Raw genomic sequence first — 23,939 nt, forward strand, 5'->3', positions numbered from 1 at the left:
CATTCGTATGCCCTTGCTTCGTTATTTCTTCATAAAGAGGTGGGAATTAGAGTGTACAAGAAAAAATGGCTGTCCGCGCTGCTCATCATCGGTGTATTGGCGATTGCCTACTTCTGGGGAGGGAATTACGCAAAGAATCCATCCTCGGAGAGCGCGTCGGCGACCTCGCCGGCAGCTGCGGAAGAGCTTGCACCAACACCGCCGCCTAGCAATGCGGTAAACCAAACGCAATCTGGACCGGAAGAAGATCCGTTAAAGCAGCAAACGGAACCCGATAACTCTTCTGAAAACGCGACATCATCCGAGGAGCCGGCAGCTACGGGTCTAGAGCAGTCTCCGTCGACTGAAACGCACACTGCTATGAATTCGGACAGTGGTCATGCAGCGGAGACAGTTAAGCCGGCAGGTGATTCTAAAGCTTCACCAACTCCTTCGCAATCGGCTAAACCGTCCGGCAGCGGGACGAGGTCTGGGAAGGGTGCAGAAGCGACTCCGGCAACAAAACCTCCGGCTGCTTCGCCTGAAGAGACGAAGGATAAATATCAGACGGACCCGGTTCCATCAGGGAAGCCAAAGCCGGTTGAGTGGCAGGATGCAAAGATCGACAAGAAGAAGCCGCTTACCGTTACGCTGTCGGTGTCCGCCGCAACGATATTAAACAATCTGGACAGCTTTAACGAAGATAAACTTGAAGTTTTGCCGAAGGACGGCGTTATTTATCCAAAGCAGAAAGTTACCTTTTATGAAGGCGAGTCGGTCTTTGACGTCCTTCTCCGGGAAATGAAGAAGAACAAGATTCATATGGAGTTTGAGATGACTCCGATTTATAACAGCAACTATGTCGAAGGTATTCATAATATTTACGAATTCGACTGCGGGGAGCTTAGCGGTTGGATGTATAAAGTGAACGGCTGGTTTCCTAACTATGGAGCGAGCAGATACGCCTTGAAAGACGGCGATGTTGTGGAGTGGGTATACACTTGCGATCTTGGGCGCGATGTCGGCGGCTATTCCGCGGGAGCAGGGGATAAGTCATGAACCGGAGCGGATTTGCCGGCTATCATCCCTTTATAAACTTTATTTATTTTACGGCTGTATTGCTCTTTGGCATGTTCTTCATGCATCCCGTTATGCAAGGCATCGCACTGGTTAGTGCATCTGTTTATTCCATTCTGCTGAGAGGCAAGGGAGCGGTGCGGTTCCAACTGATATTTATGCTTCCGTTGTTGCTTTTTACTGCATTTATAAACCCGGCTTTTAGTCATGCGGGCGTTACGATCCTTTTTTATTTAAGAAGCGGTAACCCGGTTACGCTCGAATCCATCCTGTACGGGATTTCATCCGCATGTATGTTTGTAACCGTCTTAATCTGGTTCTCCTGCTACAACGCGGTTATGACCTCGGATAAATTTATCTACTTATTCGGCAAGCTGATCCCGGCAATGTCCCTTATCTTATCAATGGTGTTGAGATTTGTACCAAGATATAAGGAACAGATCAAGCGGATTTCTTATGCCCAGAGAAATATAGGCAAAGACGTATCGCAAGGGAACATCATTCAACGAGCCAGGAACGGACTGAAGATCTTATCGATTATGACAACCTGGGCGCTGGAAAATGCAATTGAGACAGCTGATTCGATGAAATCGAGGGGATACGGGCTGACTGGCCGAACCAGTTATTCGCTATATAGGTTTGATAACCGGGATAAAGGATTTATGGCCGTTATGCTCAGCCTGATTGTCATGATCATGATTGGGGAAGCGAACGGGTTGTATTCGATGAGGTTTTTTCCCTCTATTAAAGCAGCGGCTATTACACCCTTAAGCTTTCTGATCTATGCGGCTTATTTGGGCTTTTGCATGCTGCCGGTTATTCAACATACGATGGAGGCAATCAAGTGGAGATCTATCACATCCAAAATGTAAGCTTTACGTTTCCGTTACAGGAAAGGGAGGCCTTGCATTCTATTCATTTAACGGTTCAAAGCGGCGAGTTTGTCACGATTGGCGGAAAATCAGGTAGCGGGAAAAGCACTTTGCTGCGTCAGCTCAAGCCAATCCTGACTCCGCATGGGAAGCGGGAGGGCAGGATTGCTTTCCGCGGTGAGCCTATTCAAGAACTGGACCAGCGTTCTCAAGCTTCCGAAATCGGATTTGTCCAACAAAATCCCGATAATGGCATCGTTACCGATAAAGTGTGGCATGAGCTGGCTTTTGGGCTCGAAAGCTTAGGTTTAGATCAACAGACCATTCGGCTTCGCGTAGCGGAGATGGCTAGTTTTTTCGGTATACAGACCTGGTTCCATAAGTCGGTTGCGGAGCTGTCCGGCGGTCAGAAGCAGCTGCTTAATCTTGCCTCTATTATGGCCATGCATCCGTCGGTATTGCTGCTAGATGAGCCAACCTCACAGCTTGACCCGATTGCCGCAGCTGATTTTGTCGAAACCTTGCGTAAAATCAATCAGGAGCTTGGCACGACCATTATAATGACCGAGCATCGGCTTGAAGAGGTGCTTCCGGTGTCGGATCGCTTCATTGTCATGGATGACGGCAGGATTATTGTAGATGAGCAACCGCGTGAAGCAGGGGAGGCCTTGCGGCAGATGAATCATCCGATGTTCACGGCTATGCCGTCGCCAATGCAGATTTACGCCGGGGTAGCAGAAGACTTCCCTTATCCGTTAACTGTGAAGGAAGGCCGTCAGTGGTTCGACAGCTACAACAAGGGAAATCCCTTCATTCAGGAAGCAGCATCACTTTCTGCTGTTCCTACTTCTTCATCAGTTGTCAAACAGTCAGCCATCCGATTCAAGGATGTATGGTTCAAATACGAGAAGAATGGCCTTGATATTATTAAAGACTTGTCTTTTGAAGTGAAGGAAGGACAGTTCTATTGTCTGGTTGGCGGTAACGGAACGGGGAAGACGACTGTTCTATCTCTGGCCGGAGGGCTCTATCAGCCCTATCGCGGCAAGGTGTATATCGGAGGGAATAATGTAGCCTCGATGAAGGCTAAAGAGCTGTATCGGAACAATCTGGCTTACCTTCCGCAAAATCCGCAGCATCTGTTCGTGAAGAAGACGGTTGAACAGGATTTATTCGACATGCTTTCCGATTCCGCAATGACGAAGGAGGAGAAAGCAAGTAAAGTTCAGGCAGTATGCAAGTTTCTTGAGCTTGAGCCTCTCCTTGCCATGCATCCGTATGACCTCAGTGGAGGGGAGCAGCAAAGAGCGGCGTTAGCCAAGGTACTGCTGCTTGAGCCCCGGATCCTTCTATTGGATGAGCCAACGAAAGGGCTCGACAGCTTTTTCAAGGCTAAGCTTGCTTCCTACTTGAAGCAGTTGAATGAAACCGGCGTTACGATTGTGATGGTTTCTCATGATATCGAATTTTGCGCCAAATATGCGGATGTATGCGCCATGTTTTTTGACGGCGGCATCACATCAAGCGGACAGGCGAAGAACTTTTTCGCCGGAAACAGCTTCTATACGACAGCCGCGAACCGAATGGCGCGTCATGTCTGGCGACATGCGGTAACGGCAGAGGATGTGATCGAGCTATGCAGAAACATGGGATAGAAAAAGAACGAAGCCGGTTCGGGAAGCGAACGCTAATATCCGCAATTCTCATTGTTATTATGATCCCGGCAACCATTCTGCTTGGAGTATTTGCCCTGGATGACCGAAAGTATTATTTTATTAGTCTGCTGATTATTCTCTATACGATGCTTCCGTTTGTTATGCTGTTCGAGCGGAGAAAGCCGCAAGCACGGGAGCTGATCGTTATTGCCGTGTTATCTGCCATTGCCGTAGCGGGCAGAGCAGCGTTTTTTATGCTCCCTCAATTTAAGCCGGTCGTGGCCATTGTCATTATTGCGGGAGTGAGCTTTGGTCCAGAGGCAGGGTTTCTAGTCGGGGCGACGTCGGGCTTTGTCTCGAACTTCTTCTTCGGGCAAGGGCCGTGGACTCCCTGGCAGATGTTTTGCTTCGGCATCATTGGTTTCATTGCGGGCCTCCTGTTCAGGAAGGGCTGGCTTAGGACGAATAAGCTTTCGTTATGTTTATTTGGCGGACTAGCGACTTTCGTCATATACGGAGGAATCATTAATATCGGCTCGATGCTGATGTTTACGCCTTCTATTTCTCGAGAAGCTTTGATCGCAACGTACGCTTCAGGATTCTGGTTTGATCTCATCCATGCTGCGGCAACTGTCATTTTTCTATTTATACTTGCTAAGCCGATGCTGGAAAAGCTGGAGAGGATAAAGGTGAAGTATGGCTTATATGAGTAATGAATCAGAAAAAACAATGCTATAATAGGAATGCTTTGGATAAAAGGGGGTATTGTCTTGCTTGCGTTTCGCAATAGCACACAAGAAGATTTTAAGAGAATTGCCGCTTTTCCTGCCAATGCCTCAGAAGCCTTTTATATGTTTCCGAAAGGAACGTTTCCGATCGATCCGGAGTTTCTATACGAGGTGTCGTTAACGAGGAGGGTACCTACAGTAATCGAATATAACGGTGTGCCGGTAGGGTACTCCAATTTATACGATATAGAAGAAGGCAACAGCGGATGGCTGGGCAATGTGATCATCAGCTCGCAATACCGTCGTATTGGGGCGGCGAGGTTTTTAATCCAAACGATGCTGAAACGGGCTAAAGAAGAGCTTGGACTAAGAGAATTGAACCTGATCTGCCACAGCACGAATACAAAAGCTCTACTTATGTACAATCAATTCGGGTTTAAACCATACGACTTAAAAGCGTTAAAGAATGAGGAAGACATCGAGATTGCAGGAATTCTAATGAGGATGACCCTGTAAAACAGGAGTGGAACAATCAGCATGAGTATGTGGAGCGGGGTCCTTGTAGGATTGTCGATTGCAGCCCCGGTGGGGCCGATTGGCGTGTTATGCATGAAAAGAACGATCAACCAAGGCCGATGGTATGGCGTCTTGTCCGGGCTAGGAGCGGCTTCCGCGGATGCCGTATACGGGCTCATTGCGGCAGTTGGATTTACGGCATTAACGAATGTTCTGGTTGACCAGCGTATGTGGATCCAATTAATTGGGGGATTATTTCTATGTTACTTAGGTTATCAATCGGTCCGGGCTTTACCGCATAGCGGGAAAGAGCTTCCGTTAAATAACGGGCTGGCGAGAGCTTATTTGACAACATTCCTTCTGACTCTAACCAACCCGATGACGATCTTATCGTTTGCGGCTATCTTTGCGGGCATCCAGCATTCCGTTCAAGCAACAACAGGGGACTCGCTCCTGCTTGTGTTAGGAATCTTTCTTGGCTCCGTCTCGTGGTGGCTTCTGCTCGCCGGTCTGGTAGGGATAATCCGGACGGCTCTGAATGCGAAGGCCATGCGATGGATTAACGTTTTATCCGGCATTGTATTGCTTGTATTCGGAGTATGGTCCTTGGTGTCGGCAATTCGCTTGGAAGGATAGGAAAGCATTGACAATAGGTTATTTTTCCGATAATATCGTTATTAGGTATATATTATTAATTTAATAAAAATTAGTAAGTTAATAATGATGACTCGGAGGGAATATTCATGGCAAATTCGAAATGGGCAGTAGACTTCACGCATAGCAGCGTAGATTTCACCATTAAGCACATGATGATCGCAAAAGTTAAAGGCACCTTCCACAAATTCGAGGCAGAGATCGATGCCGATCCTGCAGACCTGACGACGGCGGCTATCAGTTTCACGGTTGATCTGAGCAGCATTGATACGCGCAACGCGGATCGTGACAATCATTTGCGCACCGGCGACTTTTTCGATATTGCCCAGTTCCCTGAATTGACTTTTAAATCAACCAACATCGTGAAGACCGATGATGATGAATATGAGGTAACAGGTGATGTCAGCTTGCATGGCGTCACTCGTTCGGAAACCTTCTCCGTTACCTTTGAAGGAGCAGGCAAAGATCCATGGGGCAATGAGAAGGCCGGCTTCAGCGGCAAAGGCTCCATTAAACGCAGCGATTATGGTCTGACCTATAATGCGGCACTGGAAACAGGCGGCGTATTGATTGGCGACGAAGTGAAAATCTCGATTGAGATTGAAGTAGGAAAACAAGCGTAAATTCGGCTAAATATTGATGAATAATTCACCTCATCCCGGGGTGAATTTTTTCTTTTGAAAAAACGGCCTAGCCCCTTTGACTTAAGAGCTATGGAAGTGATATATTAATCGAAGTTTGTTTTTACGCGTTAAGGAAAGGATGCAAAAAAAGTGGCTACAAGCGAAGACATCACGAAACCAAAACTAATACCGACCAAAATTTTGAAGTGCAAAAATCCAGATTGCAAAGCATGGATTCGGGATGAAATGGCTGCCGAAGAACAATTGTGTCCAATGTGCAAGGGACCGATGGGACGAAGCATGAAGCACTTGCCGGCTCTTCAGAAGAAAGCAAAGCCAAAGCCGCGCAAGCCAAAGTCGGAATTTGACTTTTAGTACTTAATTTACGGGGGAATAGCCAAACGGCTGCGTCAGGGAACGCAGCCGTTTGTGCTTTGTGGAGGAAGGAATATAAGTGAGCAATCATTATCCATTTGAGTTTGATCCCAAGCTACCATTCATTCAGCAGGCAAGCGACTGGATTGCGGATGTTTTTTATGAACAGCTGCCGGAAGCGGGCTTTGAAGTTCGAGACGAACAGATCTATATGGCCTTTCAGCTTGAAAGGGCTTATGCCGAGAAGCAGACGATATTTGCGGAAGCGGGAGTCGGTACGGGGAAAACCCTTGCTTATCTGCTCTATGCTATCAGCTATGCCCGTTACACCAGAAAACCCGCTATCATTGCCTGTGCCGACGAATCCCTGATCGAGCAGCTTGTAAAGCCGGAGGGGGATATCGCAAAGCTGGCCAATTATCTGGAGTTTACGATTGATGCCAGACTCGGGAAATCGCCCGATCAGTATATTTGTTTAAACAAACTGGACGATACGAGATCGGCTTTTGATGAGGACGCGGAGGTTTTCGATGAGATTTTCCGAGAGTTGCCTTCGTTTGTCCATAAGCCGGAGACGATGCAAAGCTTCCATCCCTACGGCAACCGCAAAGACTACCCGTCATTAAACGATGGACAATGGTCCAAGCTGGGCTGGGATGTGTTCCAGGATTGTCTGGTTTGCGACCGAAGGCATCGCTGCGGTCAGACCTTATCCCGCGATCACTACCGGAAAGCTGCCGATCTGATCATATGCTCGCATGACTTCTACATGGAACATGTATGGACGTACGAGGCACGCAAGCGCGAAGGTCAGCTTCCGCTCCTGCCTGAGCATAGCTCGGTCGTCTTTGACGAAGGACATCTGCTCGAGACCGCGGCTCAGAAGGCGTTAACATATAAGCTGAACCATGCGGTATTCGAGAGCATTATTACGCGCCTTCTGCAGGATGAGATTCGGGAAACGCTTGCGCTCGCGGTAGAGGATGCGATTGTGCAAAGCGATCATTTATTCGCGCTTATCGCCCGCAACAGCAAGGCTGTACCGGCATCCAGCCGGAAGGAAGTGCTCTGGAGCCCGGAGCTGGTCCGCGAGGTGAACCGTCTGCAGGACATGCTAGCTTCCATTGAGGAAGAGCTTGTGTTCGAAAGCGGCTTGTTTACGATTGATGATTATCAGCTCAAAATTGTGGAAGAGCATATCGAAATGATTCAGTTTGCCTTGTCTCTCTTCAAGCGTGAAGAGAAGCCGATCAGTTGGGCTTCGGAGGATAAGGACGGTCTTACGCTGGTGATCATGCCAAGATGGGTCAAGGAAGTGCTTAAGGAGCAGGTGTTCTCGAAGAAAATGCCAATCGTCTTCTCTTCGGCAACCTTGTCCGTCGGAGGAGCATTTGATTATATCAAAGAAAGTTTGGGAATCGAGCAGGCGTTATCTTTCTCGGTGCCTTCTCCTTACGTATATGAGGAACAGATGCAGGCGCTTATGCCTGGCGAATCGGAGGCCAAGCTGATCTGGACGGATAAGATGAAAGCTGCCGAGAAGCTGCTGGAGCAAAAAGGCGGACGTACGTTATTCCTGTTCCCTTCCATGGAGGAGCTTGAACGATTCCGCAAGGAAGCAGAGGACATTGGTCTTACGGGCAGCTATCGTTTCTTGTTCGAAGGATCGGCTGAGATCAGCCACCTCATCGCCGAATTCCAGAAAGACGAGACAAGCGTGCTCTGCGCGGTCACTTTATGGGAAGGGCTGGACATACCGGGTCCATCCTTGTCGCAGGTTATCCTGTGGTCGCTTCCGTTCCCTCCTAATGATCCGGTCTTTGAAGCGAGGCGCAGCGATTCCGCGAATCCGTTTGCGGATGTAGACATGCCTTACATGCTCCTGCGGTTAAGGCAGGGTATAGGCCGCCTAATCCGCGCCCGCGATGACCGAGGCACGGTTGTTATTTTCGGCCGGGAGCTGAATGACGAAGCTGTACGCAAGCAGGTGCTTCATATATTGCCAGAGGGTGTTAAGGTGGAGCATCTAGTAGTCTAAATGATTGAAGCCAAGAAGAGCATGATGCTTTTCTTGGCTTTTCTATACTACAATAGAATTTATAAGTTTAAGATAGAAAGGAAAATGACAATGATTCAATTATTAAGAGTAGCTGCGGACCATGTGGATTTCCGCGAGTTGATTATGCTGCTCGATAAGGATCTTTGGAGCCGATACCCGGACACGCAGCAATTTTTTGATGCGCATAATCAAGTCAAGCTGGATGCAAATGCCGTGGTTGCTTATCTTGATGATGTACCCGTCGGTTGTGGCTGTTACAGGGAGGCCGGAGACGAACATACCATTGAAATCAAGCGTATGTTTGTCAAAGAGGAGGCAAGGGGCAGGGGAATAGCGCAGCGAATCGTTAAAGAGCTGGAGCAATGGGCATCCGAAGAAGGAAAGCAGGAAGCGGTCCTCGAGACGGGGACGGGACAGCCGGAAGCGATTTCGTTGTACAAAAAATTGGGCTATGTCCAGGTTGCTAACTACGGGCCTTATATCGGCAGCGAAGAAAGCGTATGTATGGGGAAAAAGCTGAATTTATAAATAGTGGTTACAAAAGAGCCAAGAACAATTCGTTCTTGGCTCTTTCTTATTATTTTATCTGCTCGATAAACCGCTTGGCTGCGCTGGACAGCGGCATATTCCGCATGTTCATCATTCCGATGTGGGATGGAGGAAGCGGAATGTCGAGCTGGATCTCGAACAAGGAGCCTTCCGCAAGCTCCTTCGCGACAAACTCGCGGGTAACGTATGAAATCCCGAGACCTCTTCGCGCGAACTCGATCAGCAGATCGACGCTGCCGACCTCAATTTCCGGCTTGATCATGTAACCGTAGCTCTGGAAAATCTCCGTGATCGTCATACGAGCCCGACTGTTGCGGGAGAATAGAATGATGGGATACTGAAGCAGCGTGTTTAGGGACAAGACCCTGTTTTTCAGATCGTTATAAACCGCCCCGGCCACAAAGCAATCCTGAAGCTGAAAGCTTTCCTTGACTTCAAGCTGAGGATCCACGATTGGCATGCGGACAACTCCAAGATCTATTTTGCCCTCTTTCAGAAAAGTAATCACTTCCGGCGTCGTGCCGTGGTTCAAATGCAGCTTGATGCCGGGATATTTCTTGATGAAATCCTCCAGGTAAGGGAGCAGATAATGTTTAAACAAGGAATCGCTGCCGCCTATTCGAAGCTCGCCGTTGTCCAAATTTTTAAGCGCAATCATTTTCTCTTCGGCCATGTTGATCAAGATCTGGGACTGCTCGATATAGGAGTACAAAATCGTTCCTTCCTGGGTTAGGGCAACCCCCTTGGAATTGCGGAAAAACAGCGTCAGACCAAAGCTTTCCTCGAGTTGCTTGATCGCATGGCTAACGCTTGGCTGAGTTAGGTAGAGGACTTTTGCGGCCTGGGTCAAACTGCCTGTCTTGGCAGCCCAATAAAACACTTTGTATAGTTCATAGTTATTAGTCATAGATGTGGTCGATAGCTCCTGTAAAATATATTAATTACTTGTATGGCTCCTAATCGTATTATAGTGGAATTACAGAAAAATAAAACAGAAGCTTTTCAAAAAGTTCTGTTGGAGGGAGAGCAACCATGGAACCAGTAACGTTTGTTTTATTTGGTGCTACCGGCGATTTAGCCAAAAGAAAAATATATCCAGCCCTATACAATTTATTCGTTGACGGAAAGCTTCCGGAGGCCTTTTCCCTAATTGGTCTCGGGAGACGGGAATGGACCGACGAGTTCTTCCAATCGAATATCGAACAATCTCTCCGCCAGTTCTCAAGACGCGAGATTCAAGATCAGGATTTAATGCAAACCTTCATTCGCAAATTCCGCTATACGGTTCTCGATATCGGCCGTACAGATGATTATAAGAAATTGCTGGGTATTATCGAGGAGCGTGAAAGTGCTCTTCAGCTTCCGCCCAACCGGATGTTCTATTTATCGGTAGGCCCGGAGTACTTCACGACAATCGCTTCGAATATTGCGGAGAGCGGTCTTGGCTCCGCTGCAGGCTGGAAACGCCTGGTTATCGAGAAGCCGTTCGGCCATGATCTGCAATCAGCCCGCGATTTGAACGAGCAGCTGAGCAAATCTTTTTCCGAAGAAGAAATTTACCGGATTGATCACTATCTGGGCAAACCAATGGTTCAGAACCTTGAAGTTCTGGAATCAGCTAACCCGATCATTCAAGCTCTGTGGAGCAACCGATATATAGCAAATGTACAAATTACGGCAAGCGAAACGGTTGGTGTTGAAGAACGTGCGGGGTATTACGATCATGTAGGCGCCGTTAGAGACATGTTCCAGAACCATATGCTTCAAATGCTAATGATGCTGGCGATTCATCTACCGCACAACAGCTCGCCGGGGGGATGTAAGGAAGCATAAGAAGCAAGTTATGGAAGCCCTGATTCCGCTGTCGAAATCGGAGGTAAGCGCGAATGTCATTCGCGGACAATATACTTCCGGTTCGATCGGTGGCAATCCGGTAAAAGGCTACCGCTCCGAGCCCGGCATTGCCGCCAGCTCCATGAACGACACATACATTGCGGCGAAGCTGCAAGTGGATGATTATTTCTGGCGAGGAGTACCGTTCTATATCCGGACCGGTAAAAGGCTAAGCGAGAAATCAACCCGCATTGTGGTGGAGTTTAAGGAAGCTTTGCATCAAGCTTCAACGGTTGCGCTTGGCGGAGCTCCTAATCTTCTTCTGATTGAGATTAACCCTAACGAAGGCATTATGCTTCAGCTCAATACGAAGGAGAACGGCGAACTTAAGCCGGTTCAAATCCAGCTGCACGAGAGCAGCAAGGATATTCCCGAGGCTTACGAGAACCTGATCTTCGATGCGCTTGTCGGGAATCCGACCTTCTTCGCGCATTGGGATGAGGTGGAGCTTGCCTGGGCTTGGGTGCAGCCGATTCTGGATGCATTCCAGGACAATCTGGTTCCACTCGCTTCTTATGAAGCGGGCTCGAATGGACCGGCAGAGGCTGACGCTTTGTTAGCCGAAGACGGCTTCCATTGGTGGTTTGATTCGAAGGAAAATACAGAAACGAAACGGAAGGATGAAGAGTATGCTTACTAAATTGGACATTGATCAATTATCCATCGATACGATCCGTACATTGTCGATCGATGCAATCAACGCCGCGAATTCCGGTCATCCGGGGCTGCCGATGGGGGCGGCTCCGATGGCATACGCGCTATGGGGCAAGCATTTGTCGCATAACCCTGCAAATGCCAAATGGTTCAACCGCGACCGCTTTGTTTTATCGGCTGGTCATGGCTCCGCTTTGCTGTACAGCCTTTTGCATTTGACGGGGTACCAAGTTTCCATCGAGGATCTGAAGCAATTCCGCAAGCTCAACAGCAAGACGCCTGGACATCCTGAATTCGGTCATACGGACGGCGTAGACGCTACTACGGGACCGCTTGGTCAAGGGATTGCGAACGCGGTTGGCATGGCGATGGCTGAAGCGCATTTGGCTGCCAAATACAACCAGGAAGGCTTCCCGGTTGTTGATCATTATACGTACGCTCTTGTTGGAGACGGCTGCTTGATGGAAGGTATTTCCTATGAGGCGATGTCGATGGCTGGACACATGAAGCTGGGCAAACTAGTCGTGCTGTACGATTCGAATGATATTTCCCTCGACGGCGAACTTAATCTGTCGTTCGGAGAAAATGTTCGCAAGAGAGCGGAATCTGCTGGTTGGGAATACTTGCGGGTAGAAGACGGCAATGATCTTGCCGCTATTTCCGAAGCGATTGAGAAAGCGAAGCAAAACGTTTCCCAACCAACAATCATCGAAGTTCGTACGATCATTGGTTACGGCAGTAAAGTTGCGGGTACCAATAAAGTACACGGCAATCCACTTGGCAAGGAAGAAGCGGTTGCTACAAAAGCGGTTTACGGCTGGAAGTATGAAGAAGAATTTACGGTACCGGAGGAAGTAAAAGCTCATTTTGCCGAACTGAAGGGGCAGGGTGCTGCGAAGGAAGCTGCTTGGAACGAGCTGGTTGCTTCGTACACAGCGCAATATCCTGAGCAAGGCAGTGAGTTTGGGCAAGTACTGAACGGCACGTTTAAGCTCGATGCGGCTGACATACTGACCTTCGACACCTCGAAATCGATCTCGACTCGCGTAGCGAGCGGCGAAGCGATTAATCATTTCGTGAAAATCGTTCCTTCGATCTTTGGCGGCAGCGCCGATCTGTCCCACTCGACGATGACGGATATCCGCGGTGAAGGCAAGTTTGCGGTTGACTCCTACGCTGGCCGCAACGTTTACTTCGGCGTACGCGAGCATGCGATGGGTGCAGCCGGCAACGGTATGGCGCTGCATGGTGGCGTAAAACCTTTCGTTAGTACGTTCTTTGTATTCAGCGATTATCTGCGTCCGTCCATTCGCCTTGCTGCGCTTCAGAAGCTGCCTGTCACTTACGTGTTCACGCATGACTCCATCGCGGTTGGGGAAGACGGTCCTACTCATGAACCTGTCGAGCAGCTCGCGGCACTCCGTACGATTCCTGGTCTGACGGTTATCCGTCCTTCCGATGCGAACGAGACGGCTAGCGCATGGGCTTACGCGTTGCAGCAGCAGGAGGGTCCGGTAGCCTTGATCCTCAGCAGACAGAACCTGCCGATCTATGAAGAAACGAAAGCTAACGTGGAAAACGTGGCAAAAGGCGCCTACGTCCTGACGGAAACAAATAGCCAGCCTGATGTGATCCTGATTGGTACAGGCTCCGAGGTATCCCTTGCCGTTGACGCGAAGAAAGAGCTCGAACAAGAGAGTATTTCGGTTCGCGTTGTGGCAATGCCGAGCCGTGAGCTGTTCGACCGCCAATCCGAAGAGTACAAGCAAAGCGTACTTCCCGACGCGGTAGCGAAACGGATTACGATTGAAGCAGGTATCTCGCTTGGCTGGGACCGTTATGCCGGCAAAGAGGGCAAAATCATGTCCATTGATACGTTTGGCGCTTCGGGTCCTGGAACTGCAGTTATGGAATACTTTGGATTCAGCACGCAAAATGTAGTAAAATTAGCTAAAGAATTTAACTAATAATATTATTCGGAGGTTGTTAATAATGAAATTATTCATCGATACAGCAAACTTGGAAGATATTAAGAAAGCCTACAAAATTGGCGTATTGTCCGGCGTAACGACAAACCCGTCGCTTGTTGCCAAAGAAGGCGTTAAGTTCGAAGACCGTATTGCTGAAATTTTGCGCGAAGTACCCGAAGTTGAATCGGTATCTGCGGAAGTAACGCCAGATGCGCTGACAGCGGAAGAGATGATTGCGCAGGCGGACGAACTCATTAAAATTAACAATTACGATAAAAATATTACAATCAAGCTGCCTATGACTTTGGCCGGTCTTGAAGCTTGTCGTTACCTGACGAAAAAAGGGGTTAAAACAAACGTAACCCTGATCTTCACGGTTAACCAAGCGCTTCTTGCTGCACGTGCTGGCGCGACTTACGTATCGCCTTTCCTTGGCCGCTTGGACGATATCTCCGAAGATGGCGTTCAACTGGTTGCGAAAGTTGCTGAACTGTTCCGTGTTCATAATCTGGATGCGCAAATTATCGCGGCATCTGTCCGCCACCCTGACCATGTTACCCGCGTAGCAATGGCTGGCGCACACATTGCAACGGTTCCGTTCTCGGTAATCGAGCAGATCTCGAAGCATCCGTTGACGGATCAAGGCATGGACAAATTTGCGGCAGACTGGAAAAAGACGACTCAACAGTAATCATAAGTATTAAAAAAGGCCGTTCCATTAGTCGCTGATGACAATGGGACGGCCTTCTGTTCGTTTAAAAAGATGCCGATCATTCGACCGGCATCTTCAATTTTAAATTTTGACTAATGCAAGCTATTCGGTCATGCTTGAGCAGGATGTTTGGCATGAGGATTGCAAAGAACACGCCGCACATTTGCCTTGCTTAGTCTTGCGGATATAGCGGGTCAACGTCCAGCCGGCATAGCCGAATATTGCAATACCAGCCACAATGCTGAATACCAAAAAGCATCCTCTCCCTTTTGATAGACTAGTGGAAGCCTAGCAGCAAGCCTCCTCGATAAATGATAAAAGCAATGATATAAGCGACAATAAGCGCGTATCCGACCGAGAACCAAGTCCATTTGGCCGACTTGGTCTCCTTGCGGATTACGCCAACCGTTGCAAGGCATGGTACGTACAGAAGGATAAAGGCCATAAAGCTGTATGCCTGAAGCGGTGTGAAGAAATGCGTAATCGCGCCTTCAAGTCCTGCCTGGGTAGGTGCGGCATAAATAATGCCCATGGTGGATACGACAACCTCTTTGGCCAGGAACCCTGTAATAAGCGCTGCGCCAGCCTGCCAGTTTCCAAATCCCAATGGAGCCATGATAGGGGCGATAATAGAACCAATCGTCTGCAGGAAGCTTTCGTTCATCGGAACGTCCCAGCCTTGGAATCCGGTATAGCCTAGCAGCCATATGACGACGGAGCCTCCGAAAATAAATGTTCCGGCTTTGCGGACAAAGCCTTTGCCTTTCTCCCAGGTGCTGCGGGACAGCGAACGCCATTGCGGGATGCGGTAAGGAGGCATTTCCACTATAAACATCGATTCCTCTTCTTTTTCCAGCGTACGGCTGAAAATGAATGCCAGAAGAAGAGCAACAACGACGCCAAGGACATACAGCGACAATACGATAAGTGCCTGATTCGACTTAAAGAAGGTCCCAACAAACAAACTGTATACGGATAATCTGGCGGAGCAAGACATTAACGGCGTCAATAGAATGGTAAGAAGGCGCTCCTTCGGCTGTTCGATCGTCCGCGCCGCCATGATGCCGGGTACGTTGCAGCCAAATCCGATAATCATTGGAATAAACGCTTTTCCATTCAGGCCAACGCCTTCAAGCAGTTTATCCATTACGGTAGCAATTCGAGCCATGTACCCGGAATCCTCAATAAACGAGATGATCAGGAATAACATGAAGATCTGAGGTACAAACACGAGTACGCCGCCAACCCCGCCGACAATCCCGTCTAAAATAAGAGCTTTAATAAAGGCCGCCGCATCTGCCTTATCGAGGAGTATGTTCAAACTATCCCTGATAGGGCCGTTTAATAGGGAATCCAGCAAATCGGATAACGGTGTGCCAATCCAGTCGAAGGTCAGCTTAAACGTGAAGTACATAAAGGCCAGGAATACCGGAATGCCAAGATATTTATTCATGACGACCGCGTCTATACGCTCGGATAACGTAATTTGAGCCGTCTTCGATTCGCGGACTGCGCTTTGAAGCCATTCATCAATAATGGCTGCTCGCTGGTCGCGAATGAAATCCGGCAGCTTCTTGCCGTCAAACGCAGCTCGAATTCGTTCCTCGGTCTCACTGTAGAAAGCCTGAAGCCATACAGGATCAATGTATTGGCGAAGCATCTGCAGGACTGGAATATTCCCTTCGAAAAATTGCAAGGCAAGCCAGCGCTTTGGTTCTACGTTTTCCGGCAGCCTTTCTTCAAGCTTGGCAATAGCAGTCTCTAAAATAGTTCCGTAATCAAAAGGCTCCGGATGGGATGGATGAGCACTGTCTAATGGATTCATCGCTGTCTGCAGCAATTTATCGCAGCCATATCCCGAACGCGCAATTACGGGTATGATTGGAATGCCGATTTTTTGAGCCAGCAGCTCGACATCGATTTCAAGTCCTCTGTTCTTGGCTACATCAATCATGTTGAGAGCTAGAACAACCGGTTTGCCGTATTCCAGCAGCTGCACCGTTAAATGAAGATTCCTTGTCAGCTGCGAAGCGTCCACGACGTTAAGCAGCAGAGAAGGCGATTCCTCAAGCAGATATAATGTGGTTACCCCTTCATCACGGGATAACGGGCTTAGCGAATATATGCCTGGAAGGTCAACGAGTTGTCCTTGCTTGTTATTAAGGACTCCAACCTTTTTTTCAATCGTTACGCCTGCCCAATTGCCTACATATTCATAGGAATCGGTAAGCATATTGAAGAGCGAAGTTTTGCCGGTATTCGGATTTCCGGTTAAGGCAATGCTCAACATGCGCCCACCACAATGCTTACCGCATCCTTGCGGCGAATAGCTATCCATAGTCCATTAATTTCCAATGTGCATGGTCCGCCAAACGGCATTATTCTGCGCAGCGAAATGACGGATCCTTCCCTAACGCCGAGGTCTCCAAGACGGCGGCGAACCAGAGAATGGACCTGGTCCAAATTCATCACTTTTACTTTAGAACCAATCGAAGTTTCCAGCAAAACCATGTTAATCATTCCACCATTTTCTATTCTAAGGATGAAAATCATTATCAAATAACTGAGGATTATAATAGGTTAATCCGCTGCAAATTGCAATGGTTAAATTATTGAACAAGAGAACAACCGGAAAATTAATCAACAATAACTTCTTTGCCGGGATTTTGGAGATATTCGAACATCAACCGGACTTGCTCTACGGTATTCCTTTCAATAGAAAGCTCGGGCAGCTCGTCGAGGCCGAAGAATCCGACATCACTCGTTTCCACGCCTGCTTCAGCCTGGCCTCCAATGATCTCGCATAAAATGAACATTTTATAGACGTGGTAGGGGCTGGGAGGATGATTATGAAATTTCTTGTCCAGTACAACGAGCAGACGCACAGCAGCGGTATCGTAGCCGGCTTCTTCCTTCGTTTCTTTGACGGCTATTTCCTTAGGAGAGTAACCGATGTCGCTCCAGCCGCCAGGCATGGACCAACCGCCGTCCATTTTTTCTCGGACTAAAAGGATCTTGTTATCTCGGAACACTACCGCACGGATATCGGTTTTTGGAGTGGTGTATCCTTTGTCGCTTGCGAAAGCAAGGGCGATTTGCTCATGGCTGACGGACGTATATTCAGCCAGAATTTCGATACTCATCTGACGCAATGCCTCGTAACGCTCGATATCATAAACATCCGTCGCGTACGTCAAGCCCGTTTGGGCGATAGCTTGTATTTGCTTGGCCCACTCTAACCATTTTGGCTCCATGTCTCTATTACCATCCTTTTTTAAGAAATCGTAAAAGCGATTAACTTGATAGCTATATATTTATATAATAAGGGAAAAAGCAAGGAGAGGAACCTTTTAATTGAAGGCACTATTTGAAGTACTGGTCGTATCCTTTAAGCTTGGATGCACATCGTTTGGCGGTCCTACCGCACATCTTGGTTATTTTCACAATGAGTATGTAAAGCGTCGACGCTGGATGGATGAACGCAGTTATGCGGATCTTGTTGCCTTAGCGCAGTTCCTGCCCGGTCCTGCGAGCAGCCAGGTTGGGATTGGGATAGGCATCTTGCGAGCAGGATGGCTTGGAGGAGTAGCTGCGTGGATCGGGTTTACAATGCCTTCGGTTATCCTTCTTATCTTGTTTGCTCTACTTATGCAAGGGTTCGATATCGGAAATTCCGGCTGGATCCACGGATTGAAAATTGTAGCGGTTGCCATTGTTGCTCAAGCGGTATTAAGTATGGGGCAAAAGCTTGCGCCGGACCGGAGCCGGGCGACTCTGGCTATCTTGGCTGCGGCCATCACTTTATTGTGGCAGACTGCCGTAAGTCAGATTCTTATTCTCCTGGCGGCCGGTGGCATCGGTTATCTCTTGTATAGAAATGCCCAAGTAACGGAAGCTGGCACTGAAGTGCAAGTACCCATCAGCAGACGGGCAGGCATGCTTTGTCTGGTCCTTTTTGCAGCTATGTTAATAGGCTTGCCGGTTGTAAGGCAGTTCGTTGGCGGAGAAGGATTGCTGGCCTTGTTCGAGAGCTTCTATCGATCGGGCTCGCTCGTCTTCGGAGGTGGTCATGTGGTGCTGCCATTATTGGAGCGGGAAGTCGTACCTACGGGTTGGATGAGCAAAGCAGATTTCCTGGCTGGATACGGTGCAACGCAAGCTGTTCCCGGACCGCTGTTTACAATAGCGGCTTACCTCGGTGCGATGATAAGCGGCGTAAAGGGAGCTCTAGTGGCCACGGTAGCGATTTTTCTGCCGGCTTTTCTGCTGATGGCTGGAGCATTGCCGTTCTGGAGTACGCTTCGGCACAATGCGAAGGTGCAAGGCGCGCTTGTAGGCATAAATGCAGCGGTAGTAGGCATCCTGCTCGCCGCTCTTTATAATCCGTTATGGATTACTGCCGTGCAGGAGCCGCAGGATTTTGTGCTTGCCTTACTGCTGTTCGGAATGCTTGTCTACTGGAAGCTGCCGCCTTGGCTGGTTGTGCTTGCGGGGTTAGCGGGAGGATGGGTGCTGGGGTATATTTGATAGAGCTGATTGGTTTGGAGTGAACTGCGATGCATATTAATAAATTTGAAGTTAAAAAGATGAAGAGTAAATACTGTGTCGATGAACACTATTGCTTCGTCGTGGATGGCGCTTCGTTGGACTACTTATTAAATGAACAATATCCTGAAAAGAATATATTCGGACTGGTTCCGACAATTCCGGATTGGATGAGTATGCCTGCCGAAAAGGCATTTGTTCTGAGCCGCTATCATTCTTCAGATCCGGTTGTGCTCCTTCCCGTTCTTATGTGTCCCGATGATTGCGATCTGTGGTGTACATTGCTCGTTGCGGAGGTTGAGAAACAGGGCCGTTTAATTAGATGGAATCGGATTGGTTATGATCTAAGTTCAGGCGATGAAAAAATAGAGACCCTTGAATACATTGGGTACCGGGTGAATTGGCTCGAGAAGATTCCGCCATTTATTTTTAAGCAGGAAGAGTATGAGACGGAGATCAAGAAATTAGGGCTATAATTTGTGTGTAACCCCATTCAAAAATTTGAGTGGGGTTACATTTTTTTCTATTACTTAAAAAGGATATTGCCAAACATTTGGAGAACATACATTCTTATTGGATGATTAAGGGGATGAGGGGAATGACTATGTCCGGTACTACTATTTCATTTGGCAAAGAAGAAGAAAGCACCTACATTAGAAACAAACTAATCGAGTTTAACGCTAAGCATGTTCCGGAAGACTTAAGTTCGCGCTATGAAGAGATCAACTTAACGTTGAAGGACGAGAACGGCAGCATTATTGGGGGGATGTTGTCCACCCTTTGCTGGAACTGGATTGAAGTCGAAATCCTGTGGATTGACGACACTCAGAGAGGTAAGGGATACGGGGCGCAACTGTTGAATCAGATCGAGCAGATTGCTAGAGAGAAGGGCTGCACGTTTATTAAGCTAAACACGTTCAGTTTTCAAGCTCCTCTATTCTATCTTAAGCATGGTTATGTTCAGGTTGCCGTGTTTGAAGAAGCGCCTATCGGAAGCAATCATTATTACTTTAAGAAAACGATTGTATAGGATAGGAGAATTCGAATGAGCGTACAGAATATATCGGAACAATTGGATAAGGAACGGCTTGTTCATTTGTCTAACACCTGTACTGGGTTTGAGTTTGGCGTTATTACGGAATGGAGATGCGAATCGATTGGCCAGGAAAACAAAAACTTCGTAACGGACGGAGTCTATCGCATAGCGGGTACAAGCAAAAACAATGACGGTGAGCGTCGCACATGGTCCATTATTCTAAAAATCGTTATTCCTGATCCTATCCGAGATAACCCTGCACATTATAACTATTGGCGGCGAGAAAGCTTAGTTTATGGATCAGGATTACTAGAGCATGTTCCATCGACCCTTTTAACTCCCAAATGTTATGCCATAGACGAAAAAGAGGATGGTTCCATTTGGTTGTGGATGGAAGATGTGGGACATGAAGAACGGCCATGGAAGCGGGATGATTACAGCTACGTAACGGAAAAGCTTGGCGAGATTCAAGCCGAGTATCTGCTTGGAAAGCCGCTTCCGGAATACAATTGGATTAACCGGCAATGGATGCGATCGTGGATACAGGAGTGCGGAAAATACCGCTATGAGCCTGATGCTGACACTAGAAGGGTTTTGCTTTCGGATAAAAGAGTGGCCGCAATTTTAAACCAATTTCATTTGTTTGAACATTGGATCGAGGATTGGCTGATTGCACTAGAACAGCTTCCGAGAACATTTTCCCATCAGGATTTTTATGAGCAGAACATCATGCTGAATAATGTACGCCAGCGTGAAGGAAGGCTAACATTGATAGATTGGCAGTTCGCAAGTATATCAGGGGCTGGTGAAGATCTAGGACGGTTCTTGGGTTTAGGCGTGAGTCGTGGCCAGGTACCGGTCGATCGTTTTGAGGAGTATCGCGAGCTATTGATGACTTCTTATTTAAGCGGGTTAAGAAAGACGAGGTGGCAGGGGGATGAAGAGCTGGTCCGTTTCGGCTATCTTGCTTCGTTTTCTTTACGCTCGGTGTGGGAAGTTCCGAAGATGCTTAAGAAGGTCGCACATAATCCAGACTCACCAGAAAGTAGAAAACTGATGATTATTACGAAACTGCAGATGGAAAGCGCCATGGAGGCAGAAGGAATACGCGACTCAAAATTCTGACTTTAGAAGACACTGATTCCGTCTTTAAGCATTAAAATATATGGATATTACACCATGTAAAAATAGAGAAGCGCATTAATGCCTGTAATCGATTTTGGTTTCATACAGATGAACTTAGAAATCATTGATGCTACTGTTGAGCAAGAAAACGATAGATCAATAAAGTTACTACAAAAGCTTAATTTTAAAAGTGAAAGAGAATTAAGAGATCAGTTAATTTATTTTTACTTACAAAGGGAACATTGGGTTTTACGATAACGAAGAGCAATTGCTCAACACAACTCGACAGCCGCCGGCGTGGGATAATAAGTATGATACAGGGAGCGTATTGCGGACGGGAGTTGCTCCCTTTTGCATTTTGCTTGAATGCTTATCGACTACTGACTTCATTACTTGTTTGCCCGCTATAGGCATGCGAATGTGGAGATGGGGAAGCTGCTTAAGCCCTTACAGCTAAATGTTCGGATATACATCTATAAATATTCCAAATTCTGCAATAGGAATTATTAATAAGGCTAGCGATTGACACCTTGAGAGACGCAATGCTACGATGTGATAAATTAAAGAATGACAATTGGAATTATCGGACTTATACTCTACCAGATAACTGGAGACCTCATCCCTTGCGGGAGGAAGGTCTCCTTTTTTGTTTGGAAGACAGGATCATGCAGATTGGAGTGATGAAAATGCCGGATGCGCGACAACGGCAACGGGAGGAGGGAGACACCTTCCCTGGCAGAACTTACGCGGAGCTCGTTCTCGAGCCAGCGTACGAACAGGCCAAGAAGGCATTGTTAGGACCGATGATCGCGGTCAGCAAGGCGCACCTCATCATGCTCGAAGAGCAGGGTCTCGTCGCCGAAGAGGACGCTGCGATCATTGCCGAGATGCTTCAGAATCTCGATCTGAAGAAACTGGAGAACGGCCATTATACCGGCGAGTTTGAGGATTTATTCTTCGAAGTGGAACATGAACTCGAGCATTTAGGCGGAGAGACGACAGGTCATCTGCATCTCGCCCGCAGCCGCAACGACATGGGAATCGCGATCTATCGCATCGTCCTAAGGGCTAAGCTGCTGACCCTCATCGCCTCTGGGCTTGAGCTGCAGGAGCGGCTCATTGATTTCGCGGAAGAACATGCAGAGACGCTAATGATCGGCTATACGCATACGCAGCAAGCGCAGCCGACGACCGTCGGGCATTATATCGCAGCGGTGTCGGATTCGCTCTCACGGGATGTCCGTCGTCTGCGGGCCGCCTTGATCAAACAATTCGAAGAGCAGAACCCGGGCATTACCGGCCTCATCTCCGCTTTTGGAATCTTCCTCATGCGCCAGTTTATGGAGTCGCTGCCTTCGGAACTTCTCGACGCGGCGCGCATCGACGGATTGAACGAGTGGAGGGTGTTCTCCTCCATAGCGCTTCCCCTGATGAAGCCGGCACTAGCGACACTGGCGATCCTAAGCTTCATCTCTAGCTGGAACCTTCGTCACGGGACTTCGGACGGAAAAGGACGGAAGCGTGACAGTACATACGAAAGGAGGAAGCTATCATGCCGAACGAGTGATCCTAAGCGCGGGTGCCTGGTTCAAGATGCTTCAGTCGTTCCTGTCCCTTCCGATTCGTTCCGTACGTAAAGTCGTCGGATGGTTCGAGACGGCTGACTCAACGTTCGCCAGCAGCGTCTTTCCTGGATTTACGATCGGCACCAAGAACGGCGGCTTCTACGGGTTCCCGAGCATAGACGGCGCTGGTGTTAAGATCGGGCGCCACGATGGCGGCGTTCCTTGGGAACCGGGTAAAACGCTAGCTCCGTTCGGAGCCTATCCGGAAGACGAAGAGGATCTTCGGCAAGCTTTGGAGTCTTATTTGCCCGGCGCTGCAGGCAAGCTGCTTCGCGGCGCGGTATGCAAGTACGAATTGACGCCGGACGAAGACTTTATCATCGACCACCATCTGCTCTACCAGAACGTTGTCATTGCCGGAGGTTTCTCGGGCCACGGTTTCAAGTTCGCCAGCGCGATCGGCGAGGTCTTGGCAGACTTGGCTCTGAACGGGAAAACCTCACGGGATATCTCTTCGTTTCGCCTATCCCGTTTTGCTAGTTAAGAGTTAGAATCGTAAAACTTAAACGCAGAGGAGTGTTTCGTATGAGTAAATCCCTTCTAGTGATTATAGGTGCTGGTCCGGGTGTTAGCGCAGCCGTCGCACGTAAATTCGGTGCTCATTCGTTCAAGGTCGTTCTCGTTGCACGCAATCAAACTTCGCTCGATGTACTGGCCAGAGAGCTGAGAGACCATTCTATCGAAGTGTTTACCGTCTCGGCTGATGCTTCGAAATCGGAGTCGGTTGCCCAAGCTTTCGGGATCATTCGCGAGCAATACGGCACGCCCGATGTCCTGCTCTACAATGCGGCTGTCATCTCCAGATCGACAGTGTCCGCTTTGGACGAGGAACAATTGATCAAGGAATTCAAAGTGAATGTCGTGGGCGCTCTCACGAGCGTCAAACAAGTCGTGCCGGATTTCGTTAAGCGGAAGGATGGGGCGATTCTAATCACGGGCGGAGGTTTGGCCCTCTATCCGAACGCAGATTACTCCTCATTGTCGATCGGCAAGGCAGGTGTCCGTTCGCTTGCCTATTCATTAGCGCAGGAGTTAAAGCCCCATAACGTTTATGTAGGAACCGTCACTATCGGCGGTTATGTATCCAAGGGGACCTTCTACGATCCGGACGATATCGCGGAGAGGTATTGGCAATTGTACCAGACTCGCGACGAAGTGGAATATATCTTCGCGGAATCTTGATCGATAACGATAAGGATGAAGGAGCATGGCGATTTCGCCATGCTCCTTTGTTCTGTTCAACGTGCAATAGGACAGCGATGCGTCGCCAGTTAGACTCGTTACGCTCTACC

The 23,939-nt window shown here is 48.4% G+C and carries 24 protein-coding genes and 1 pseudogene; 20 read left to right on the top strand and 5 right to left on the bottom strand.

Annotated features, from left to right (window positions below):
* The first annotated feature begins 51 nt into the window (after positions 1-51).
* The 10 genes from WFJ73_RS05515 (at position 52) to WFJ73_RS05560 (ending at position 9,066) form a co-directional block, all read left to right on the top strand.
* Positions 52-1,038, top strand: coding sequence for a DUF4430 domain-containing protein (locus tag WFJ73_RS05515; RefSeq protein ID WP_336772064.1), 987 nt, complete (start codon positions 52-54; stop codon positions 1,036-1,038).
* Positions 1,035-1,928 (top strand): energy-coupling factor transporter transmembrane component T, encoded by an 894-nt coding sequence (locus WFJ73_RS05520; RefSeq protein WP_336772065.1) that lies wholly within the window; start codon positions 1,035-1,037, stop codon positions 1,926-1,928. Before WFJ73_RS05515 ends, WFJ73_RS05520 begins: the two co-directional genes overlap by 4 nt.
* A complete protein-coding gene (locus WFJ73_RS05525; RefSeq protein WP_336772066.1) occupies positions 1,901-3,583 on the top strand; it encodes an ABC transporter ATP-binding protein in 1,683 nt (560 codons plus the stop codon). The genes WFJ73_RS05520 and WFJ73_RS05525 overlap by 28 nt, the downstream gene beginning before the upstream one ends.
* Positions 3,565-4,296: an ECF transporter S component gene (locus WFJ73_RS05530; protein ID WP_336772067.1), complete on the top strand. Its 732-nt coding sequence runs from the start codon at positions 3,565-3,567 to the stop codon at positions 4,294-4,296. Before WFJ73_RS05525 ends, WFJ73_RS05530 begins: the two co-directional genes overlap by 19 nt.
* A gap of 138 nt (positions 4,297-4,434) precedes the next feature.
* A complete protein-coding gene (locus WFJ73_RS05535) occupies positions 4,435-4,827 on the top strand; it encodes a GNAT family N-acetyltransferase (RefSeq protein WP_336772068.1) in 393 nt (130 codons plus the stop codon).
* A gap of 21 nt (positions 4,828-4,848) precedes the next feature.
* Positions 4,849-5,463: a LysE family translocator gene (locus WFJ73_RS05540; RefSeq protein ID WP_336772069.1), complete on the top strand. Its 615-nt coding sequence runs from the start codon at positions 4,849-4,851 to the stop codon at positions 5,461-5,463.
* Between the two features lie 107 nt (positions 5,464-5,570).
* A complete protein-coding gene (locus WFJ73_RS05545; protein ID WP_336772070.1) occupies positions 5,571-6,104 on the top strand; it encodes a YceI family protein in 534 nt (177 codons plus the stop codon).
* A 150-nt stretch (positions 6,105-6,254) separates the two neighbouring features.
* Complete coding sequence (locus WFJ73_RS05550) at positions 6,255-6,479, top strand: cold-inducible protein YdjO-related protein (protein ID WP_085982415.1); 225 nt, start codon at positions 6,255-6,257, stop codon at positions 6,477-6,479.
* Between the two features lie 79 nt (positions 6,480-6,558).
* Complete coding sequence (locus WFJ73_RS05555) at positions 6,559-8,517, top strand: ATP-dependent DNA helicase (RefSeq protein WP_336772071.1); 1,959 nt, start codon at positions 6,559-6,561, stop codon at positions 8,515-8,517.
* Positions 8,518-8,607: 90 nt separating this feature from the next.
* Entirely contained in the window at positions 8,608-9,066 is a 459-nt protein-coding gene (locus tag WFJ73_RS05560; protein ID WP_336772072.1) for a GNAT family N-acetyltransferase, read from the top strand.
* Between the two features lie 49 nt (positions 9,067-9,115).
* Here the strand turns inward: WFJ73_RS05560 and WFJ73_RS05565 are convergent, their stop codons facing one another.
* Entirely contained in the window at positions 9,116-9,994 is an 879-nt protein-coding gene (locus WFJ73_RS05565; RefSeq protein WP_336772073.1) for a LysR family transcriptional regulator, read from the bottom strand.
* A 125-nt stretch (positions 9,995-10,119) separates the two neighbouring features.
* Between WFJ73_RS05565 and zwf the strand changes: the two are divergent.
* The 3 genes and pseudogenes from zwf to fsa all read left to right on the top strand — a co-directional run bounded on the left by zwf (position 10,120) and on the right by fsa (position 14,295).
* Positions 10,120-11,620, top strand: a pseudogene (gene zwf / locus WFJ73_RS05570) (glucose-6-phosphate dehydrogenase).
* Positions 11,610-13,601 carry a transketolase gene (tkt, locus tag WFJ73_RS05575; RefSeq protein ID WP_336772074.1) on the top strand — a complete coding sequence of 664 codons (1,992 nt, stop codon included), beginning with the start codon at positions 11,610-11,612 and terminating at the stop codon, positions 13,599-13,601. The pseudogene zwf and the gene tkt overlap by 11 nt, the downstream one beginning before the upstream one ends.
* Positions 13,602-13,626: 25 nt before the next feature.
* The gene (fsa, locus tag WFJ73_RS05580) at positions 13,627-14,295 is read left to right on the top strand and encodes a fructose-6-phosphate aldolase (RefSeq protein ID WP_127491148.1); all 669 of its coding nucleotides are present in this window, start codon (positions 13,627-13,629) and stop codon (positions 14,293-14,295) included.
* A gap of 123 nt (positions 14,296-14,418) precedes the next feature.
* On the opposite strand, the gene WFJ73_RS05585 is transcribed toward fsa, so the two are convergent.
* The 4 genes from WFJ73_RS05585 to WFJ73_RS05600 all read right to left on the bottom strand — a co-directional run bounded on the left by WFJ73_RS05585 (position 14,419) and on the right by WFJ73_RS05600 (position 17,570).
* Positions 14,419-14,553, bottom strand: a complete 135-nt coding sequence (locus WFJ73_RS05585) for a FeoB-associated Cys-rich membrane protein (RefSeq protein WP_336772135.1) — start codon at positions 14,551-14,553, stop codon at positions 14,419-14,421.
* 40 nt (positions 14,554-14,593) lie between these two features.
* Positions 14,594-16,606 (bottom strand): ferrous iron transport protein B, encoded by a 2,013-nt coding sequence (gene feoB, locus WFJ73_RS05590; protein ID WP_336772075.1) that lies wholly within the window; start codon positions 16,604-16,606, stop codon positions 14,594-14,596.
* The gene (locus tag WFJ73_RS05595) at positions 16,600-16,827 is read right to left on the bottom strand and encodes a FeoA family protein (protein ID WP_336772076.1); all 228 of its coding nucleotides are present in this window, start codon (positions 16,825-16,827) and stop codon (positions 16,600-16,602) included. The genes feoB and WFJ73_RS05595 overlap by 7 nt, the downstream gene beginning before the upstream one ends.
* Before the next feature lie 125 nt (positions 16,828-16,952).
* Complete coding sequence (locus WFJ73_RS05600) at positions 16,953-17,570, bottom strand: NUDIX hydrolase (protein ID WP_336772077.1); 618 nt, start codon at positions 17,568-17,570, stop codon at positions 16,953-16,955.
* A 100-nt stretch (positions 17,571-17,670) separates the two neighbouring features.
* On the opposite strand from WFJ73_RS05600, the gene chrA reads away from it, so the two are divergent.
* From chrA to WFJ73_RS05635, 7 genes are all read left to right on the top strand, one after another.
* The gene (gene chrA / locus WFJ73_RS05605) at positions 17,671-18,843 is read left to right on the top strand and encodes a chromate efflux transporter (protein WP_336772078.1); all 1,173 of its coding nucleotides are present in this window, start codon (positions 17,671-17,673) and stop codon (positions 18,841-18,843) included.
* 29 nt (positions 18,844-18,872) lie between these two features.
* On the top strand, positions 18,873-19,337 hold the full coding sequence (locus tag WFJ73_RS05610; protein ID WP_336772079.1) for a hypothetical protein: 465 nt from the start codon (positions 18,873-18,875) through the stop codon (positions 19,335-19,337).
* Between the two features lie 128 nt (positions 19,338-19,465).
* The gene (locus WFJ73_RS05615) at positions 19,466-19,891 is read left to right on the top strand and encodes a GNAT family N-acetyltransferase (RefSeq protein WP_336772136.1); all 426 of its coding nucleotides are present in this window, start codon (positions 19,466-19,468) and stop codon (positions 19,889-19,891) included.
* 15 nt (positions 19,892-19,906) lie between these two features.
* Positions 19,907-21,022 (top strand): phosphotransferase, encoded by a 1,116-nt coding sequence (locus WFJ73_RS05620; RefSeq protein ID WP_336772080.1) that lies wholly within the window; start codon positions 19,907-19,909, stop codon positions 21,020-21,022.
* Between the two features lie 833 nt (positions 21,023-21,855).
* Positions 21,856-22,659, top strand: coding sequence for a lyase family protein (locus WFJ73_RS05625; RefSeq protein ID WP_336772081.1), 804 nt, complete (start codon positions 21,856-21,858; stop codon positions 22,657-22,659).
* The gene (locus tag WFJ73_RS05630; RefSeq protein ID WP_336772082.1) at positions 22,544-23,131 is read left to right on the top strand and encodes an FAD-dependent oxidoreductase; all 588 of its coding nucleotides are present in this window, start codon (positions 22,544-22,546) and stop codon (positions 23,129-23,131) included. Before WFJ73_RS05625 ends, WFJ73_RS05630 begins: the two co-directional genes overlap by 116 nt.
* 41 nt (positions 23,132-23,172) lie before the next feature.
* A complete protein-coding gene (locus tag WFJ73_RS05635; RefSeq protein WP_336772083.1) occupies positions 23,173-23,829 on the top strand; it encodes an SDR family NAD(P)-dependent oxidoreductase in 657 nt (218 codons plus the stop codon).
* Positions 23,830-23,939: the final 110 nt, after the last annotated feature.

It is taken from the genome of Paenibacillus sp. MMO-58, from assembly GCF_037146255.1.
In the GTDB taxonomy this organism is placed as follows: Bacteria; Bacillota; Bacilli; order Paenibacillales; family Paenibacillaceae; genus Pristimantibacillus.

Coding starts and splice junctions, on each gene's coding strand:
- WFJ73_RS05520 (WP_336772065.1), top strand. CDS start 1,035: ATGAACCGGAGCGGATTTGCCGGCTATCATCCCTTTATAAACTTTATT.
- WFJ73_RS05530 (WP_336772067.1), top strand. CDS start 3,565: ATGCAGAAACATGGGATAGAAAAAGAACGAAGCCGGTTCGGGAAGCGA.
- WFJ73_RS05535 (WP_336772068.1), top strand. CDS start 4,435: ATGTTTCCGAAAGGAACGTTTCCGATCGATCCGGAGTTTCTATACGAG.
- WFJ73_RS05540 (WP_336772069.1), top strand. CDS start 4,849: ATGAGTATGTGGAGCGGGGTCCTTGTAGGATTGTCGATTGCAGCCCCG.
- WFJ73_RS05545 (WP_336772070.1), top strand. CDS start 5,571: ATGGCAAATTCGAAATGGGCAGTAGACTTCACGCATAGCAGCGTAGAT.
- WFJ73_RS05560 (WP_336772072.1), top strand. CDS start 8,608: ATGATTCAATTATTAAGAGTAGCTGCGGACCATGTGGATTTCCGCGAG.
- WFJ73_RS05565 (WP_336772073.1), bottom strand. CDS start 9,994: ATGACTAATAACTATGAACTATACAAAGTGTTTTATTGGGCTGCCAAG.
- tkt (WP_336772074.1), top strand. CDS start 11,610: ATGCTTACTAAATTGGACATTGATCAATTATCCATCGATACGATCCGT.
- fsa (WP_127491148.1), top strand. CDS start 13,627: ATGAAATTATTCATCGATACAGCAAACTTGGAAGATATTAAGAAAGCC.
- feoB (WP_336772075.1), bottom strand. CDS start 16,606: ATGTTGAGCATTGCCTTAACCGGAAATCCGAATACCGGCAAAACTTCG.
- WFJ73_RS05595 (WP_336772076.1), bottom strand. CDS start 16,827: ATGGTTTTGCTGGAAACTTCGATTGGTTCTAAAGTAAAAGTGATGAAT.
- WFJ73_RS05600 (WP_336772077.1), bottom strand. CDS start 17,570: ATGGAGCCAAAATGGTTAGAGTGGGCCAAGCAAATACAAGCTATCGCC.
- WFJ73_RS05610 (WP_336772079.1), top strand. CDS start 18,873: ATGCATATTAATAAATTTGAAGTTAAAAAGATGAAGAGTAAATACTGT.
- WFJ73_RS05615 (WP_336772136.1), top strand. CDS start 19,466: ATGTCCGGTACTACTATTTCATTTGGCAAAGAAGAAGAAAGCACCTAC.
- WFJ73_RS05620 (WP_336772080.1), top strand. CDS start 19,907: ATGAGCGTACAGAATATATCGGAACAATTGGATAAGGAACGGCTTGTT.
- WFJ73_RS05625 (WP_336772081.1), top strand. CDS start 21,856: ATGCTCGAAGAGCAGGGTCTCGTCGCCGAAGAGGACGCTGCGATCATT.
- WFJ73_RS05635 (WP_336772083.1), top strand. CDS start 23,173: ATGAGTAAATCCCTTCTAGTGATTATAGGTGCTGGTCCGGGTGTTAGC.